Raw genomic sequence first — 16864 nt, forward strand, 5'->3', positions numbered from 1 at the left:
CCATGAAAATCGCCCGCTATTTGCCTATCCTCGACTGGGGCAGCCGTTATAACAGCACCACGCTGACCAATGACGGCGTCGCCGCGATCATCGTCACGATCATGCTGATCCCGCAGAGCCTGGCTTATGCCATGCTCGCCGGATTGCCGCCGGAGATCGGGCTCTATGCCTCGATCCTGCCGCTGATCGCCTATGCGATATTCGGGACCAGCCGGACATTGGCGGTCGGACCGGTTGCGGTGGTCTCACTGATGACCCTGACCGCCGCCAGCGCCATTGCCCCGCCGGGCAGCGCCGACTTTATCGCCGCCGCTCTGGTTCTGGCCCTGCTCTCCGGTCTGTTCCTGCTGCTTCTCGGCATATTCAAGCTCGGCTTTCTGGCCAATCTGCTCTCCCATCCGGTGGTGTCGGGCTTCATCACCGCCAGCGGCATCATCATCGCAACCAGCCAGCTGAAATCGATTTTCGGGATCAAGGCGAGCGGGGCGGCCATGCCCGAACTGATTTCCAGCATTGCCGCAACCATCGGCACCACCAATATCCCGACCTTGATCATCGGCGTCTCGGCGACCGCCTTTCTCTTCTGGGTCCGCAAGGGGCTGAAGCCGCTGCTGATGCGGATCGGCATTTCCGCGCGCCCGGCGGAGCTGCTGGCCAAGGCCGGGCCGATTGCCGCCGTTGCCGTTTCAACCATCGCCACGATAATGTTCGATCTGGAGGCCAAGGGGGTCAGCGTGGTCGGCGATATTCCGCAGAGCCTGCCACCCTTCTCGGTTCCGCTGGTCGATCTGGAACTGTGGAAAACGCTGGCGATACCGGCGCTGCTGCTGAGCATCATCGGCTTTGTCGAATCCGTCTCTGTCGGCCAGACGCTGGCCGCCAAGCGCCGCCAGCGGATCGACCCGGATCAGGAACTGATCGGTCTGGGCGCGGCCAATATCTCGGCGGCCTTCTCCGGCGGCTATCCGGTCACCGGCGGTTTCGCCCGGTCCGTGGTGAATTTCGATGCCGGTGCGGAGACGCCCGCCGCTGGAGCCTTCACTGCGGTCGGCATCGCTCTGGCGGCGCTGTTCCTCACCCCGCTGCTCGCCTCCCTTCCCATCGCCACGCTGGCCGCAACCATAATCGTTGCGGTGCTGAGCCTTGTCGACTTCAAGACGCCGCGGACGATCTGGCGCTATTCGAAAATGGACTTTGCCGCCATGGCCGCGACCATCATTGTCACTCTGCTCGCCGGCGTCGAGCCGGGCGTCATCGCAGGCGTCGGCCTGAGTCTCGCGCTGTTCCTGTGGCGCAGCTCGCGGCCCCATGCCGCCATCGTCGGCCGGGTTCCCGAAACCGAGCATTTCCGCAACGTCAATCGGCACAAGGTCTTCACCGATCCCCGCATCCTCACTATCCGGATCGATGAAAGCCTGACCTATCTCAACGCGCGCTGGCTCGAGGATTTCATTCTCGAACAGGTCGCCGAGCAGAAAAGCGTCCGCCACGTCATCCTGATGTGCTCGGCGGTCAATGCGATCGATGCCTCCGCGCTGGAAAGCATCGAGGCGATCAACCACCGTCTGGCGGATGCGGGCATCTCCCTGCACCTCTCGGAGGTCAAGGGACCGGTGATGGACGCGCTGAAGCGCTCGCATTTTCTGGAGCAGCTCTCCGGACAGGTTTTTCTTTCACAAAACGAAGCTTATACTGCGATTATTGCAATTGCGGAAAACGAAGATAACGCCGACACTGATATTGATATTTGGAAGGCAAGAGGCCTGATATGATCGACAATGAACTCGCAATTCTTCTGGCGAGGGTGCAATTCGCCTTCACCGTCAGTTTCCACTTTCTGTTTCCTGCCTTCACCATCGGCATCGCCAGCTATCTCGCGGTTCTGGAAGGATTGTGGCTGAAAACCGACAAGGGCGTCTACGCCAATCTCTACCGCTACTGGTTGAAAATCTTCGCCGTGGTTTTTGCGATGGGCGTCGTCTCGGGGATCGTCATGTCATACCAGTTCGGTACCAACTGGTCGGTCTTCTCCGACAAGGCCGGACCGATCATCGGGCCCCTCATGGCCTATGAAGTGCTGACCGCCTTCTTCCTCGAAGCCGGTTTTCTCGGCGTGATGCTGTTCGGTATCAACAAGGTCGGCCGCAAGCTGCATTTTGTCGCGACGCTGGCCGTTGCCATCGGCACCTTCATCTCCGCCTTCTGGATCCTGTCGGTGAACAGCTGGATGCAGACACCGGTCGGCTATGCGATCAATGATGTCGGCCAGTTCGTGCCCGCAGCGGGCTGGTGGGATATCGTCTGGAACCCCAGCTTCCCCTACCGCCTGGTGCACACGGTGCTCGCCGCCTATCTGACCACCGCCTTTGCGGTCGGTGCGGTCGGGGCCTGGCATCTGCTGAAAGACAGGACCAATCCCGGCGCCCGCAAGATGTTCTCGATGGCGATGTGGATGGCGGCGCTGGTCGCTCCGACTCAGATATTCATGGGCGACCTGCACGGGCTCAACACGCTCGAGCATCAGCCGGCCAAGGTGATGGCGATGGAAGGCCATTATGAAAGCCACCCCGATGGCGCGCCGCTGATCCTGTTCGGCATTCCCAACAGCGAGGAAAAGCGGGTCGACTATGCCATCGAGATACCCAAGGCCTCGTCGCTGATCCTCAAGCATGATCTCAATGCGCCGCTGGCTGGGCTGGATACGATTCCCGAAGCCGACCAGCCACCCGTCGGCATCGTCTTCTGGGCGTTCCGGATCATGGTCGGTCTCGGCTTTGCCATGCTCGGCATCGGCCTGTGGAGCCTGTTCGCCCGCGCGCGCAAGAAGCTCTACGACTGGACCTGGCTGCACCGCGCCGCGCTGGTGATGGGACCATCGGGTTTCATCGCCGTGCTCGCCGGCTGGGTGACCACAGAAGTCGGCCGCCAGCCGTTCACCGTCTATGGTCTGCTGCGGACCAGCGAGAGCGCTGCGCCGCTGGACGCGCCGGCCGTCGCAATGTCGTTGCTCGCCTTTGTGGTGGTCTATTTCATCGTCTTCGGCGCGGGCATCGTCTATATTTTCAAGCTGGCGGCAAAAACGCCCGAGGCGCACGAACCAACACCGGACGACGCGCCAATCCGCTCGGCCGGGATCACCCCGGCGGCGGCGGTGCTCGAAGGGGATCATGAAGAAGGAGCAGCGTCATGAACGGCATCGACCTGACCGTCATCTGGGCTGGCATCATCGCCTTTGCCGTGGTCGTCTATGTGATCATGGACGGGTTCGATCTCGGCATCGGCATCTTGTTTCCCAATTTCAAGGTCGGCCAGGACCGCGACACGGCGATGAACAGCATCGCGCCGGTCTGGGACGGCAATGAGACCTGGCTGGTGCTGGGTGGTGGTGGATTGCTGGCCGCTTTCCCGCTCGCCTATGCGATCATCCTGCCAGCGCTCTACGCGCCTTTGATCGCTATGCTGCTGGGTTTGGTGCTGCGCGGCGTGGCCTTCGAGTTCCGCTGGCGCGATCCCTCGCACCGGGCCCGCTGGGACTTCGCCTTTACCGCCGGATCAGTGATCGCGACCTTTGCGCAGGGAGTCACCCTCGGCGCCCTCTTGCAGGGCATCACGGTCGAGGGCCGCGCTTATGCCGGCGGCTGGTGGGAATGGCTGACCCCGTTCAGCATATTAACCGGCTTTGCCCTGCTGGCCGGCTATGCGCTGCTCGGCTGCTGCTGGCTGATCTGGAAAACCGAAGGCCCGCTGCAGCGCCAGTGCTACAGCTATGCCGGCCGGCTCGGCATCTTGCTGTTGCTCGCGATCATCGCGGTCAGCGCCGCCACGCCCTTTCTCGAGGAAGAATATTACAGCCGCTGGCTCGCCTATCCCGGCGTACTGGCCACCGCGCAGATCCCGCTGGCGACGCTGGTCGTCTCGGTGCTGTTTTTCCGCAGCCTGTCCAAACGCCAGGAAGCCGCACCCTTTTTCTACGCGCTCGGACTGTTCGGGCTGTGTCTCGTTGGCCTTGCGGTCTCGATGTGGCCGGATGTCATCCCCGGCCGGGTCACGATCTGGGAAGCCGCCGCTCCCTATGAAAGCCAGCTGTTCATGCTGGTCGGCGCGGCCATCATGGTCCCGGTCATCCTCGCCTACACCGCCTGGGCCTATTGGGTGTTCCGTGGCAAGGTCGGATCGGACGGTTACCATTAATGGCTTTTGATCCGCTCTCGACCGACGGCAAAAAGGCCGACGGCGCACCTTTGCCGAAACGCTTGCTCTGGATGCTCGCCTATTGGGCGATGGGCGTGCTGGCAGTCGGCACAGTCGGCTATTTCATCCGCTTCTGGATCAAGACCTGACCCGGCGCCTAGTGCGCCTCGTCCCAGCTCTTGCCAGTCCCGATATCCACATCCAGCGGCACCGATAGTTTTACCGCCGGTTCCGCCGCGCCGGACATGACCGTGCGGATCACCGTGCTGGCGGCTTCGACATCACCCTCGGGCAATTCGAAGACCAGTTCATCGTGGACCTGCATCAGCATCCGGACCTTATCCAGTCCGGCCTCGGCCAGGGCAGGCAGCATCCGCGCCATCGCGCGCTTGATAATGTCGGCGCTGGTGCCCTGGATCGGCGCGTTGATCGCGGCCCGCTCGCTGCCCTGACGTTCGGCCTGATTGGGGGATTTGATCCGCTCGAACCATGTCTTTCGGCCAAATAATGTCTCGGTATAGCCGGTCTCGCGGACCGATTGCAGCGTCTTCGAGATATACTGGTTGATGCCGGGAAAACGCTCGAAATAGGTATCGATCATCGCTTGGGCTTCATCCGGATCAACCTCGAGCCGCTTGGCCAGACCCCAGCGCGAAATGCCGTAGAGTATGGCGAAATTGATCGTCTTGGCACGGGCGCGGGCGTCGCGGTCTTCGGCCCCGAACAGCTCGCGCGCGGTCCGGTTATGGATATCCTCGCCGTTCGCAAACGCCTCCTTCAATGTCTCTACATCGGCGATATGCGCCGCCAGCCGGAGTTCGATCTGGCTATAGTCGGCGGCGAGAATGACATTGCCCGGTGCAGCGACAAAGGCCTGCCGTATCTGCCGCCCGATCTCGGTGCGGATCGGGATATTCTGCAAATTGGGTTCGGTCGAGGACAGCCGACCGGTCTGCGCGCCGCTCAGGCTGTAGGACGTGTGCACCCGTCCGGTTTCCGGATTGATCTGCTCCTGCAGCGCATCGGTATAGGTGGATTTCAGCTTCGCCAGCTGCCGCCAGTCGACCACCTTTTGCGCGATCGGTTCACCATCGCCGGCCAGCCGTTCGAGCACCGTGACATCGGTCGAATATTGACCAGACTTACCCTTCTTGCCGCCCTTCAGACCGAGCTTGCCGAACAGGATTTCACCCAGCTGCTTGGGACTGCCGATGGAAAAGGATTCGCCCGCCAGTTCGTGGATATCCGCTTCCAGCTTTTCCATTTCCTCGGCAAATGTCTTGGACAATCGCGCCAGTTCCTCGCGGTCGACCAGCACGCCGCTGGCTTCCATCCCGGCAATCACCGGCACCAGTGGACGGTCGACCATCTGATAGACACGCGTCGCCCGTTCCGGGACCATCCGCAGCCGCAATATTTCCCACAGGCGCAGCGTGACATCGGCGTCCTCCGCGCCATATTCGGTCGCCTTGTCGAGCGGCACTTCGGCAAAGCCGATCGCCTTCTTGCCGGTGCCGGTGAGCGACTTGAAGCTGATACATTCGTGCCCGAGATGCAGCTTGGAAAGTTCGTCCATACCATGACCATGCAGGCCGGCATCGAGATTGAAACTCATCACCAAAGTGTCGTCAAAAGGCGCGATGCTGATATCATGCTGGGCCAGTACGCCCATGTCATATTTCAGATTCTGACCGACTTTCAGCACCGCATCATCCTCGAGCAGCGGCTTGAGCTTCGCCAGCGCATCCTCCAGCCCGATCTGCTGCGGCGTCTCGCCGAACATGTCGCCGCTGCCATGGCCGAGCGGGACATAGCAGGCCTCGTTGGGACCGGTGGCCAGACAGACGCCGACGATGCGCGCGGTGACGCTTTCGAGACTGTCGGTTTCCAGATCCACCGCGCAGACGCCTTGCGCCGTTGCCCGCGCGATCCACTGGTCCAGCGTATCAATGTCCTGCACACATTCATAAGTGCTGCGATCTATCGCCGGTGCGTCCGGCAATTTTGCGGCAACCGGAGTACCGGCTTCCTCCGCCACATCGGGATTTTGCGGTTCGGCATGGCCGTCGCCACCCAGTTTGCGGAGCAGGCTGTTGAACCCGTGATCCGCCAGAAATTCGCGCAGCGGCCCATCGGGAATATCCTGGATCAGGAAACTCTCCAGCGTATCGGGCAGCGGGCAATCCTCGCGCAGGGTCACCAGCTCGCGCGACAGCCGCGCCTGATCGGCAAATTCGACCAAATTGTCGCGCATCTTGGATTTCTTCATCTCCGGCGCGGCGGCGAGAACGCTTTCGATATCACCATATTCGTTGATCAATTTGGACGCCGTCTTCGGCCCGATGCCCGGCACGCCGGGGATATTGTCCGAACTGTCGCCCATCAAGCCAAGCACATCGCCCAGCTTCTCCGGCCCGACGCCGAATTTCTCCTCGACCGTGGCGCGGTTCATCCGGGCGTTCTTCATCGTATCGAGCATGTCGACGCGGCTGTCGTCATGCGGCTCGATCAGCTGCATCAGATCCTTGTCGGACGAGACGATCGTGACCTTCCAGCCCTCGGCCAGAGCCGCCTTGGTATAAGAGGCGATCATGTCGTCGGCCTCGACATTTTCTTCCTCGATCAGCGGCAGCGAGAATGCCCGCGTGGCATCGCGGATCATCGGGAATTGCGGCTTCAGATCCTCCGGTGCCTCCGGCCGGTTGGCCTTATACTGATCATAGAGATCGTTGCGGAAACTGGTTCCCGCCTTGTCCAGCACCACCGCCATATGGGTCGGACCGTCGGCCTTGTTCAGCTCGTCGGCGAGCTTCCACAACATCGTCGTATAGCCATAGACCGCGCCGACCGGTTCGCCGCGGACATTGGTCAGCGGCGGCAGGCGGTGATAGGCACGGAAAATATAGGCCGAGCCGTCAACAAGATAGAGATGGTTGGGTTTGCTGTCTGTAGGGTCCGTCATGGCTGCCAGCACTAGCAGTACCAGCAGCCTTCGTCATTTCAAATTCTGCTTCAGCGGAAATTTGAATGGACGACAAATGGTTTGAAATCCTGGACCCGATCGTGGACGGGGCGCGGCTTGGCGCTCATGCCCGGTTCGAACAGCGCAACCTGGTTGCGCCCGCGCCGTTTGGCGGTGAACAAGGCGGTGTCCGCATTGCCCATGAGCGCGGCCCGGTCCTGATGCGGGGCGATATCGGCAACGCCGATGCTGACCGTGATCACATGCCGCATATTGCGGTGCGGCTCGAAGATCGTGTTCTCGATCTCGTGCCGGATGATCTCGCCGATGATCTGTCCTTCCGGCGCGCTGGTGTCGGGCAGGAATATGCCGAATTCCTCGCCGCCGATCCGGCCGACCACGTCATCCTTGCGCAAGATTTTCCGGAAGACGTCACCCAGCAGGATCAGCGCCTTGTCGCCTATCGGATGTCCGAAATTATCGTTGATTTTCTTGAAGTGATCAACGTCGACGATCATCAGCACATTGGACTGGTCATTCACGCGCAATATATCGAGCTGGGCGAAAAAGCTGTCGCGGCTGAGCAACCCGGTCATGCCGTCGAAATTGGCCCGCTGTTCGAGCGCCTTGTTCGCTTGGCGCAAGTCGGATTGCGTTTCCTTGAGCCGGTTGGTCAGCCGGACGAGCTTGAACCGCTGTTTCGACATGTAAAGGCCCAGCGGGAAGGTAATCGCCCAGGGAATCAGAAAAGACATGTTGAGCGCCGGCCAGAAACGGTCGTCCACGCCGAAGAACAGGAAATAGACGATTCCGGTGAACGTAACCGATAACAATGCCGCGATGGCCGAAATGATGGCGGTCTGTCGAACGGGCGACAAGCTGGACATTGTTGTGTTCATGAAACTGTCCAATAGCGGAGATATATTGAACGCCTATGCAGATCATTGGTTAACGCGCTGGTCTTGATTGGCGCGCATATTGTGTTGTTCTGGGGCAGGTCGGTCCGGAGACCGGCTTTTCCGGGCCTCAATCGGGCAGGATTCCCTGCAAGGCCGCCCGGTTGTCGCGCAGCACCGTTTCGGCAAAATCCATGAAGGCGCGAACCCGGGCGGTCCTGCGCAAATCCTCGTGGGTCAATATCCAGATATCGCGCGAGGGTACCGGATCGCGGTTGGTTGCCCGCACCAGACCGGGCACGCCGTCGGCGGCGATGCAGGGAACCATCACCAGACCCATTCCGGCCCGCGCCATCTGTACCTGCAAAGTCATGCTGGCAAAGCTGCCCCAGACCGGCACCCGCGCATATTCGCTGTCCTGGGTCCAGTCGGGATAGCGGCCGTCATGCTCGCTCCAGCCGATCCAACGCGCATCTTCCGGCCGGTTTTCAAAATCCTGACGCGCCAGATAGTCCGGGTTGGCATAAATGGACGTATAATAGGAAAACAGCCGTTTGCCGACCAGGGCATCGGGCGGATTATTGTCCATCCGGATCGCGATATCCGCTTCCCGCCGGGCGACATCGAGCAAGTCGAAGCTGGTAAGAATTTGCAGGTCGAGCCCCGGATAGGCATCGCAGAACTCGGGCAGGCGGTCCGCGAAAAAGGCCACCGCGAAGGGTTCGGCCATGGTCACCTTGAGAGTGCCGGTCAGTTCATTGTCACGCCCGGCGATATGGCGCTCCACTGCAAATAATTCTTCAGAGAACCGGTCGGCGACGCGCGCCAGATCCTCCCCCGACGCGGTCGGGAAATAGCCTTCCGGCCGGCGCTCGAACAGACGGCTGTCGAGCGACTTTTCCAATTGTTCGATCCTGCGGCTTACGGTGCTGTGGTGCACGCCAAGCTGTTTGGCGGCGGCACGCACCGTGCCGACTTTCATAACCATGCGGAACGTCTTGACCTCTTCCCAGTCCATAAGCGCGGACTGTAGCGGCAAGAGCCCGGCATTGCATGGCTAAAATTTGCACCAGCAAGGTGCAATCCGTCGCTTTGACATCCTGTTTTTACGCCGATAAAAATCTTGTCATCGCACCACCCCTGCCGCAGGTTGAGCCAGGACAATATCGACTATCAGGAGAGTGCCCATGACCATACCGATTATCGCGGCCTTTACCGGCGCTATTCTCGTTATATTGCAGGCGATATTGATGATTGCGGTCGGCATGCACCGCATCCGCAACCGGATTGCCCTGGGCACCGGCGGCGATCCGGCGCTGGAACGCAAGGTCCGTCGTCATGCCAATCTCGCCGAAAATGCCGCCCTGTTCATCGTCGTGCTGGCGCTGGCGGAAATGACGGTGGTGCCCAATGATATCGTCCGGATCATCGCCATCGTCTTCATCATCGGCCGCATTTTGCACGCCATTGCCCTGTCGACGGTTTCCGGTTCGCACGGTGCGGAAACCGGCAAGATTTTTCAGGCCTTCCGGGCCATAGGCGCGCTCAGCACCTTTGGCAGCTTCATCGCGCTGGGCGGCTATCTGGTCGCCGGCCTGTTCTAGACCTTCCCGTTCCACCCGATCTCAGAAAGACATATCATGACCACTGCCCTCTCCAGGATTTTCAAAGACTCCACCGCGCAGGCGTTTCGCGGACTGACCACGGTTCTGGAAAAGGCCAGGGCAACCGCAGAGGCAGCCGGGACCGCCGAAGAGGCCTATCTCGGCGCGCGCCTGTTTCCCGACATGAACGATCTGAAATGGCAGGTGCAGATGATCACCGAATTTGCCGTTCGTGGTGCGGCGCGGATGAGCGGAACCACGCCCGACGATCTGCCGAACCTGCCGATGGAAGGGGAAACATTCGACGCCCTGATCGGACGGATTGCCGAATGTGCGGCGACAGTCGCCGCTACCGATGATGCGACGATCGATGGCAATGCCGGCATGAAAATCACCATGCCGATCGGTCCGGAACAGACCATCGAGCTGGACGGCGAGACCTATGTTCTCAGCTTCTTCCTGCCCAATCTCTACTTCCACGTCACCACCGCCTATAATCTGTTGCGGATGCAAGGTGTAGCGATCGGCAAACGCGAATATATGGGCATGTAGGGCGGCTCAGTCGGCCCGCTGCGGCCCGCGGCCATCCTGCCACCATTCCTGCAGCCAGCCATAGGGTCGCGCCACCGCCCGGCCGCTTGCGTCCCGCGCCGGTTCAAAGCGAAAACGCTGTTCAATCAGCTTGCAAGTGGTGGCATCAAGGGTGGCGTGACCACTGGATTGGTGAATCCGGCAGTCGCTTGCCCGGCCATCCGCGCCGACGGTGAAATGGGCCACCACATTGCCCCGATTGCCGGATTGCCAAACGGATCGTGGGATATCCTTGCGGCTGATTGCCCCGGAAACATAGCGCGGACCGGAGACAATACCACCGCCGCCGTAGCCATCACCCTGCCCGCCACTGCCGAAGCCCGGCCCGGCCTGATCGGAAGCACCGGCGCTGGATTCATCTCCAGGTCCGGCAACCGGCGCGGCAATCACCGGCGATTCTATCTCGAGTTTGATCTCCGGTATCGGCGCCACAATCTGGGTCGGCGCAGCGTTCAGATTTTCCGGCGAGGTTGGCTTTTCCAAGGCTTCCGCCGGCTTCTCGGCGGGGGCTGGCTCCGGCGGCAGCGGTGGCGTGACATTGATGACCGTGAATCCCGCCGTCACAGTCTTTGCAACGTCCATGCCCATAGCGCTGACCAGCGCATAGCCGATCGCGAGATGAATGAAGATCACGCCCGCTATGGATTTGGTGCGCTGCCGCCAGCCGGTTTCCGCCACATAGTTCATGCAGCCTATCTAGCATGGGAAGCATGAATAAATTCTGGCCGGCGCCGGTTCCGGTTTGGTGCCAAGCGTATTTTCTGGTATATCGGCGCTGTTCGTGACTGGCGAGATCAGGATGGCTTACCATCGGGGAGCGGACGAATTTTCAAAAGCCGATCGCCTGGGCGCCTCTCAAACTATGGAGCAGCCCCATGACCGACAGTCCGAAACCCTTTCACATCGTCTTTCTGCTGTTTGACGGCATCACCCAGCTGGATTTTACCGGTCCAGCGCAGGTGCTTTGCCGGATTCCCGGCGCCGTCGTTCACACGGCGGCGAAGGATATCAAGCCGATACAGACAGACAGCGGTTTCGCCATTCTCCCCTCGACCGATTTCATCGGCTGCCCGCAAGCCGACCTGCTGTGCGTGCCCGGCGGTTTCGGCACCCGGGATGTCATTCAGGATGAAGCCACGCTGCAATTCATGCGCGATCAGGCCGCGGCTGCCCGATATGTCACCTCGGTATGCACCGGTTCGCTGGCGCTCGGCGCGGCAGGGCTGCTGGAGGGCAGGCGGGCGACCAGCCATTGGGCCTATACCGGCCTGCTCGAAAAATTCGGCGCAACGCATGAAAAAGCGCGGGTGGTCAAGGATGGCAATATCATCACCGCCGGCGGGGTAACTTCGGGCATCGACTTCGCCCTGACCGTGGTGGCGGAAATCGCCGGACAGCAATGGGCCGAATCAATCCAGCTCAGCCTCGAATATGATCCGCACCCGCCGTTCGACAGCGGCCACCCCGATGTCGCCGATCCCGATCTGCTCGCTGCCCTGCTGGACCGCGTCTACGAAAAGGCGGCCGGGGATCTGGCCGACATTATTGATAGGCCATAGGTCCGGAATTTCCTTTTCCGCTGCGCTGCTTATCGCGTAAGCGCAGTGGGGAATGAACAGTCCCGCCCCGATCGAAAGCCGTGCGCCCGCCCGCATCAGCGAGCTGCGGCTCTTCCTCTTCGCGCTGTCGTCTGCGGCGGTGATCGCCAACGGCTATTATCTCCATCCCCTGATCACGCCGGTCGCCGAGGAATTCGGTGTCAGCGGCGCGACCGTCGGACTGGCTCCGGCGTTCAACCAGATCGCGCTTGCGCTGGGCATATTGCTGCTGTTGCCGCTTGGAGACCGGATCAACAACCGCACGCTGGTGACGATCTTTGTCGGCGGACAGTTTCTGGCGATGCTCGCCATGGCCCTGTCCGGCAGCTTCGTGATATTTGTCGCCGCTTCCTCGCTGCTCGGCTTTGTCACCATCGCCCCCTATCTGCTGCCGGCCTATGTGACGAAACGCGTGGCCCCGGAACGCATTGGCCATGTCACCGGCATCATGACCGCGGGCGTGACGCTCGGCATATTGGGCAGCCGGGTCGGCGGCGGTCTGCTCGGCCATTATTTCGGCTGGCGCTCGGCATATTGGGTCGGGGTGGCGTGCATGGCCTTGCTGGTGATCCTGCTGCCGCTGATCATGGAGCGCAGACGGGACGAGAAACCGTCTGGCGTCGAGCCACCGCGCTATGGCGAGCTGCTTCGCTCGCTCTGGCCGATCATGAAATCCCTGCCGGAGGTACCGCTGGGCGGGCTGATACAGGCGCTGTCCTTCGGCCTGTTTCTCGCTATCTGGCTGGCGATCGGCCTGCACTTGCCGCGCAACGGCTATGGTGTCGATACGGTTGGCTATCTGGCGATCATTGCCATTATCAACGTCTTCGGCTCGCCCTTTGCCGGCCGGTTCGCAGACCGTATCGGCGCCGAGCGCGCGCGCATCTATTTCTCGCTGGCACAGCTGATCGGTGTCTGCATCCTCCCCTTTGCCGGCCAGAATCTGGTCCTTCTGGTCATCGCGGTCATCTTCAATACGATTGGCGGAGCTTCGGTGGATATCTGCAGCCGGACAATCCTGTTCAAACGCGCGCCGGAGATCCGCACAAGGCTGATGACCATCTATATCGTCATCATGTTCATCGGCGGCGGCATATCGAGCTGGCTGGGCGCGGCGACATATGAATATGCCGGATGGCCCGGGATTTCGGTCATGGCGATCTGCTATGCGCTGGCCATCATGGGCCTGTCGCTCTGGGGCCTGCGCTTCCGCCAGGCCAGAGCCTAGACCTTCACCAGCACCTTGCCGATATTGCCGCCGCTGAACAATTTTCCATAAGCGGTCAGGACATTCTCGATCCCTTCGGTCACGTCGAACGGCGTGTCGATCAGTCCCTGGTCGAGCCAGCCTTTCAGCTCCACCGTCAGCCGTTCGCCCTGATCGGCAAAATCGGGCGAGAAAAAGCCTTCGATGCGCAGCCGCTTCATCAATATCTGGTCGAACTGCTCCGGCCCGCGCCCGCGGCCGTCGCCCTCATATTGGGCGAGCAGACCGCAAAGCGCGATCCGGCCGTAGAGCGCCATATTGGGCAGCACCGCGTCGAGTATCGGCCCGCCGACATTGTCGAAATAGGCGTTTATGCCACCCTCGACCTTGGCCAGTTCGGCGGCGATATCGTCATTCTTGTAATCGATCGCCTTGGTGATGCCGAGCTCGTCTTCCAGCCAGCGGCATTTATCGGGTCCTCCGGCAAGGCCATAGACATTGGCGCCCAATATCTTCGCGACCTGGCAGGCCAGCACGCCGGTAGACCCGGCAGCGGCAGAGACCAGCACATTGTCGCCGGCCTTCACGCCTGCCGTTTCCTTGATCCCCCAAAGCGCGGTCCAGCCGTTGAAGCCGAGCACGCCGAAATGCTGTTTGATATCGTCGATGGCGTTGTCGACCTTGACCAGTCCGGCCAACTCCGGCTGCATCACGCTAAAGTCCGCCCATTGCCCGAATCCGCGCACCAGATCGCCCTCGGCAAAACCGTCATGGCGGGAAGCCGCGACATGGCCGAGCACCAGCCCGACCATCTTCGTGCCGAGTTCCAGCGGCGGCTGATAGCTGTCCTCGCGTTCGGTCATCCACATCCGCGTGCCCGCGTCCATCGACAGATAGGCCGCTTTGACCAGCACCTCGCCATCGGCGAGTTCCGGCATTGGCTCGCTTTCCAGCGACAGCGAGCCTGAAACATCCTGTGCTTCGGGGCGAGAATTCAGCCGCCAATATCGGTTGATGGTCATAGTCGTGCCCTCGCGAAGGCGGGGGCCCATCTCCCGCTTGTGCATTTAGACGCCATGTCAGGAGATGGGCTCCTGCCTGCGCAGGAGCACAGGAATTACCGCCAAATTAAAGCAAATCGCCCTGTTCGATACTATCCTTATTGGCGGGAAGGCTGAACAGCATCCCGTCTTTGCCGAGCACGATCGGACCATCATAAGCGGCATCGGCGCCTCTCATGAAATAGGCGTCAAGATAGCCGAGCGGCAGCGCCGGAACGATATGCGAGAAAACCAGCATCTTCGCCTTGCCGGCCTTTGCCGTCTCCGCCGCCTCGACCGGCGTCGTATGATAGTCGGGAATGTCCGCCATGATTTTCACCAGCCGTTTGCGTCCGGCTTTTTCGAATGCTGTTTCCAGCGTGCCGACCATCTTGGCGTTCAGCACCTCGTGGACCAGCAGATCGCAGCCGCTGCAGGCCTTGGCAACCGCTGGCAGCTTCACCGTATCACCGCTGAAAACGACCGAGCGGCCCTTGTAATCAAAACGATAGCCGACCGCGGGCGCGATCGGTTTATGGGCCACGGAAAATGCGGTGATCCGGATATCATCCTTGTCGTAGACGACCATCTGGTCCTGTCCCTCGGGGATGGTGAAGGGCTGCGCCGCGCCGCCCGCACCGGAAGCCGGCATCGTCGCTTCGCCATGATGGGCGATGCGATATTGCACATCGGCAGCATAAGCCGCGTTGAGACCGTCGACGATCGCTCCGACGCCCTCAGGCGCGATCACCGGCAGCGGCGCGTCACGACCGCCACCAGCCCAGCGCTGCAGCATCAATTCGCCCATGCCGTCGATATGATCGCTGTGGAAATGGGTGAGCAGCAGGGCTTCGGTCGCGCCCGGATTGAGGCCCATCAGCCCCAGATTGCGCACCGCGCCGCCGCCGATATCGACAATGAACAGCTTGCCGTCGATGATCACCGCCGAACAGGGTCCGGCCCGGGTCGGATCGGGCAACGGCGATCCGGACCCGCAGAGCGCGACATGCATGCCGTCCGGCAGATCGCCAATGACATCGCGCGTCACCGCGGTCTCGACCGCACCGGCAAACAGCCGCTCTCCGATCTGCTCCTGAAACAACAGGGCGGCGCCCGTCCCGAACAGTATCAGCAGCAACAGACCCAGGCCCAGCTTCTTCATTTGATTTCCCTCCCGATTCGGTCAGCATTCCACCAAATTGACGGCAAGTCCACCTTGCGAGGTTTCCTTGTAGCGCTCGGACATGTCGAGGCCGGTCTTGCGCATCGTCTCGATCACCTCGTCGAGACTGACCCGGTGCGTGCCGTCGCCGAGGATCGACAGGCGGGCCGCCTCGATCGCCTTGACCGCACCCACCGCGTTGCGCTCGATACAGGGCACCTGCACCAGCCCCCCGACCGGATCGCAGGTCAGGCCGAGATTATGTTCCATGCCGATTTCTGCGGCATTCTCGACCTGCAGAGGCGTACCGCCCCACGCCGCGGTCAGGCCGGCTGCGGCCATCGAACAGGCGACACCGACTTCCCCCTGACAACCGACTTCCGCACCCGATATCGAGGCATTTTCCTTGAACAGGGACCCGATCGCCGCTGCCGTCAGCAGAAAGGTCTCCACGCCCGCTGCATCCGCCTTGGGCGCAAATCTTTCGTAGAATCGGAGCACCGAGGGAATGATCCCGGCTGCGCCATTGGTCGGCGCGGTCACCACCTTGCCGCCGGCGGCATTTTCCTCGTTCACCGCCAGCGCCCAGAGATTGACCCAGTCGAGAATGGTCAGCGGATCGGACAGGGCGCGCTCCTGCCGCTCCATCAACCGCGCGTGGATCAGCGGCGCCCGGCGCTTGACACGCAGCCCGCCCGGCAAAATCCCGCCCTGCAATATGCCCCGGTCGATGCAGGCTGACATGGCATCGGCGATGGCGCGAATGTCGGCGCTTATCTGGTCGTCGGATTTTTCCGTGCGCTCGTTATCGCGCATGATATCGGCGATAGAGAGGCCCTTTTCCTCTGCGATCCGGAGCAAATCGGCGCCCGAGCAGAAGCGATGCGGCACATCCCAGAGACCGCTTTCCGGATTGTTGCTGCCGATCTGGTCCTCGTCCAGGATCGCGCCGCCGCCGACCGAATAATAGACTCGCATATCGATAACGTGCTCGCCTGAATAGGCATTGAAGCGCATCGCATTGCTGTGAAAATCGAGCCGCTTTTTCTGGTCGAAGATGAGGTCCGCCGCCTCGTCAAAGGCAATCTCCCGCGAACCGTTCAGGCTGATCTTTTCGCAGGAGCGAATCTGCTCCACCAGATTGTCCGCCGCATCGGGCTCGATATTGTCCGGTCGCTGGCCGGAAAGCCCGAGCAGGATTGCCCGGTCGGTCGCGTGCCCCTTGCCGGTCAGCGCCAGCGAACCGAAGAGCAAGGTCTCCAGCCTTGTCACCTCTCCCAGCCTGCCGGACTCGCCCAGACGTTCGACAAACATGGCAGCCGCCAGCATCGGCCCCATCGTGTGTGAACTCGACGGGCCTACGCCAATCTTGAACAGATCAAATGTGCTGGCGACCATATATCCCGTCCCTCCCCCTGCCCCGGCGCCGGCCGGGGTCTGTCTCCTCGGGGATTGCCTATATCAAGACGAAGAACGAGATGATAGCGATTGTAACCAGATTGCGTCCAGGCCACAGGTGTAAAGCCACAAAAGGAGGGCCGGAAATTTCTTCCCGGCCCTCGTCGTTGTTCCGGGCGATCGCCTGACTCTCGGTGATCCGGAATCGCCCCGAA

At 61.2% G+C, this 16864-nt stretch carries 14 protein-coding genes, 1 pseudogene and 1 riboswitch; of the genes and pseudogenes, 8 read left to right on the forward strand and 7 right to left on the reverse strand.

The features are described from left to right. Window positions 1–2: 2 nt before the first annotated feature. The 4 genes and pseudogenes from sulP to CHN51_RS04505 form a co-directional block, all read left to right on the forward strand. Window positions 3–1772 (forward strand): annotated as a pseudogene (gene sulP, locus CHN51_RS04490) (sulfate permease); the annotation flags it as partial. Continuing rightward, the gene (locus CHN51_RS04495) at window positions 1769–3190 is read left to right on the forward strand and encodes a cytochrome ubiquinol oxidase subunit I (RefSeq protein WP_100092945.1); all 1422 of its coding nucleotides are present in this window, start codon (window positions 1769–1771) and stop codon (window positions 3188–3190) included. The pseudogene sulP and the gene CHN51_RS04495, both read left to right, overlap by 4 nt. Further along, a complete protein-coding gene (gene cydB / locus CHN51_RS04500; protein WP_100092946.1) occupies window positions 3187–4191 on the forward strand; it encodes a cytochrome d ubiquinol oxidase subunit II in 1005 nt (334 codons plus the stop codon). The genes CHN51_RS04495 and cydB overlap by 4 nt, the downstream gene beginning before the upstream one ends. Beyond that, window positions 4191–4340, forward strand: coding sequence for a DUF2474 family protein (locus tag CHN51_RS04505; protein WP_100092947.1), 150 nt, complete (start codon window positions 4191–4193; stop codon window positions 4338–4340). Before cydB ends, CHN51_RS04505 begins: the two co-directional genes overlap by 1 nt. Before the next feature lie 8 nt (window positions 4341–4348). Here CHN51_RS04505 and polA read toward each other — a convergent pair whose 3' ends face one another. The 3 genes from polA to CHN51_RS04520 form a co-directional block, all read right to left on the reverse strand. Beyond that, a complete protein-coding gene (gene polA / locus CHN51_RS04510; RefSeq protein WP_100095428.1) occupies window positions 4349–7153 on the reverse strand; it encodes a DNA polymerase I in 2805 nt (934 codons plus the stop codon). 50 nt (window positions 7154–7203) lie between these two features. Beyond that, on the reverse strand, window positions 7204–8052 hold the full coding sequence (locus CHN51_RS04515; RefSeq protein ID WP_100092948.1) for a GGDEF domain-containing protein: 849 nt from the start codon (window positions 8050–8052) through the stop codon (window positions 7204–7206). 127 nt (window positions 8053–8179) lie between these two features. Continuing rightward, window positions 8180–9067, reverse strand: a complete 888-nt coding sequence (locus CHN51_RS04520; protein ID WP_100092949.1) for a LysR family transcriptional regulator — start codon at window positions 9065–9067, stop codon at window positions 8180–8182. Window positions 9068–9236: 169 nt separating this feature from the next. Here CHN51_RS04520 and CHN51_RS04525 point away from each other — a divergent pair, with 169 nt between their 5' ends. Both CHN51_RS04525 and CHN51_RS04530 read left to right on the forward strand, forming a co-directional pair. Further along, the gene (locus tag CHN51_RS04525; protein WP_100092950.1) at window positions 9237–9653 is read left to right on the forward strand and encodes an MAPEG family protein; all 417 of its coding nucleotides are present in this window, start codon (window positions 9237–9239) and stop codon (window positions 9651–9653) included. Window positions 9654–9689: 36 nt separating this feature from the next. Then, window positions 9690–10205: a DUF1993 domain-containing protein gene (locus CHN51_RS04530; RefSeq protein WP_100092951.1), complete on the forward strand. Its 516-nt coding sequence runs from the start codon at window positions 9690–9692 to the stop codon at window positions 10203–10205. Window positions 10206–10211: 6 nt separating this feature from the next. Here CHN51_RS04530 and CHN51_RS04535 read toward each other — a convergent pair whose 3' ends face one another. Continuing rightward, window positions 10212–10931, reverse strand: coding sequence for a TonB family protein (locus tag CHN51_RS04535; RefSeq protein ID WP_100092952.1), 720 nt, complete (start codon window positions 10929–10931; stop codon window positions 10212–10214). 84 nt (window positions 10932–11015) lie between these two features. Further along, window positions 11016–11101: riboswitch (ZMP/ZTP riboswitch) on the forward strand. An 18-nt stretch (window positions 11102–11119) separates the two neighbouring features. On the opposite strand from CHN51_RS04535, the gene CHN51_RS04540 reads away from it, so the two are divergent. Both CHN51_RS04540 and CHN51_RS04545 read left to right on the forward strand, forming a co-directional pair. Next, window positions 11120–11803, forward strand: coding sequence for a DJ-1/PfpI family protein (locus CHN51_RS04540; protein ID WP_100092953.1), 684 nt, complete (start codon window positions 11120–11122; stop codon window positions 11801–11803). A 52-nt stretch (window positions 11804–11855) separates the two neighbouring features. After that, on the forward strand, window positions 11856–13070 hold the full coding sequence (locus tag CHN51_RS04545; RefSeq protein WP_100092954.1) for an MFS transporter: 1215 nt from the start codon (window positions 11856–11858) through the stop codon (window positions 13068–13070). Here the strand turns inward: CHN51_RS04545 and CHN51_RS04550 are convergent. From CHN51_RS04550 to CHN51_RS04560, 3 genes are all read right to left on the reverse strand, one after another. Beyond that, entirely contained in the window at window positions 13067–14071 is a 1005-nt protein-coding gene (locus tag CHN51_RS04550) for an NADP-dependent oxidoreductase (protein ID WP_100092955.1), read from the reverse strand. The genes CHN51_RS04545 and CHN51_RS04550 overlap by 4 nt on opposite strands. A 106-nt stretch (window positions 14072–14177) precedes the next feature. Then, on the reverse strand, window positions 14178–15251 hold the full coding sequence (locus tag CHN51_RS04555; protein WP_100092956.1) for an MBL fold metallo-hydrolase: 1074 nt from the start codon (window positions 15249–15251) through the stop codon (window positions 14178–14180). Window positions 15252–15272: 21 nt separating this feature from the next. Beyond that, window positions 15273–16649 (reverse strand): L-serine ammonia-lyase, encoded by a 1377-nt coding sequence (locus CHN51_RS04560; RefSeq protein ID WP_100092957.1) that lies wholly within the window; start codon window positions 16647–16649, stop codon window positions 15273–15275. Between the last annotated feature and the right edge of the window lie 215 nt (window positions 16650–16864).

It is taken from the genome of Sphingorhabdus sp. YGSMI21 (genome assembly GCF_002776575.1).
Classification (GTDB): Bacteria; Pseudomonadota; Alphaproteobacteria; order Sphingomonadales; family Sphingomonadaceae; genus Parasphingorhabdus.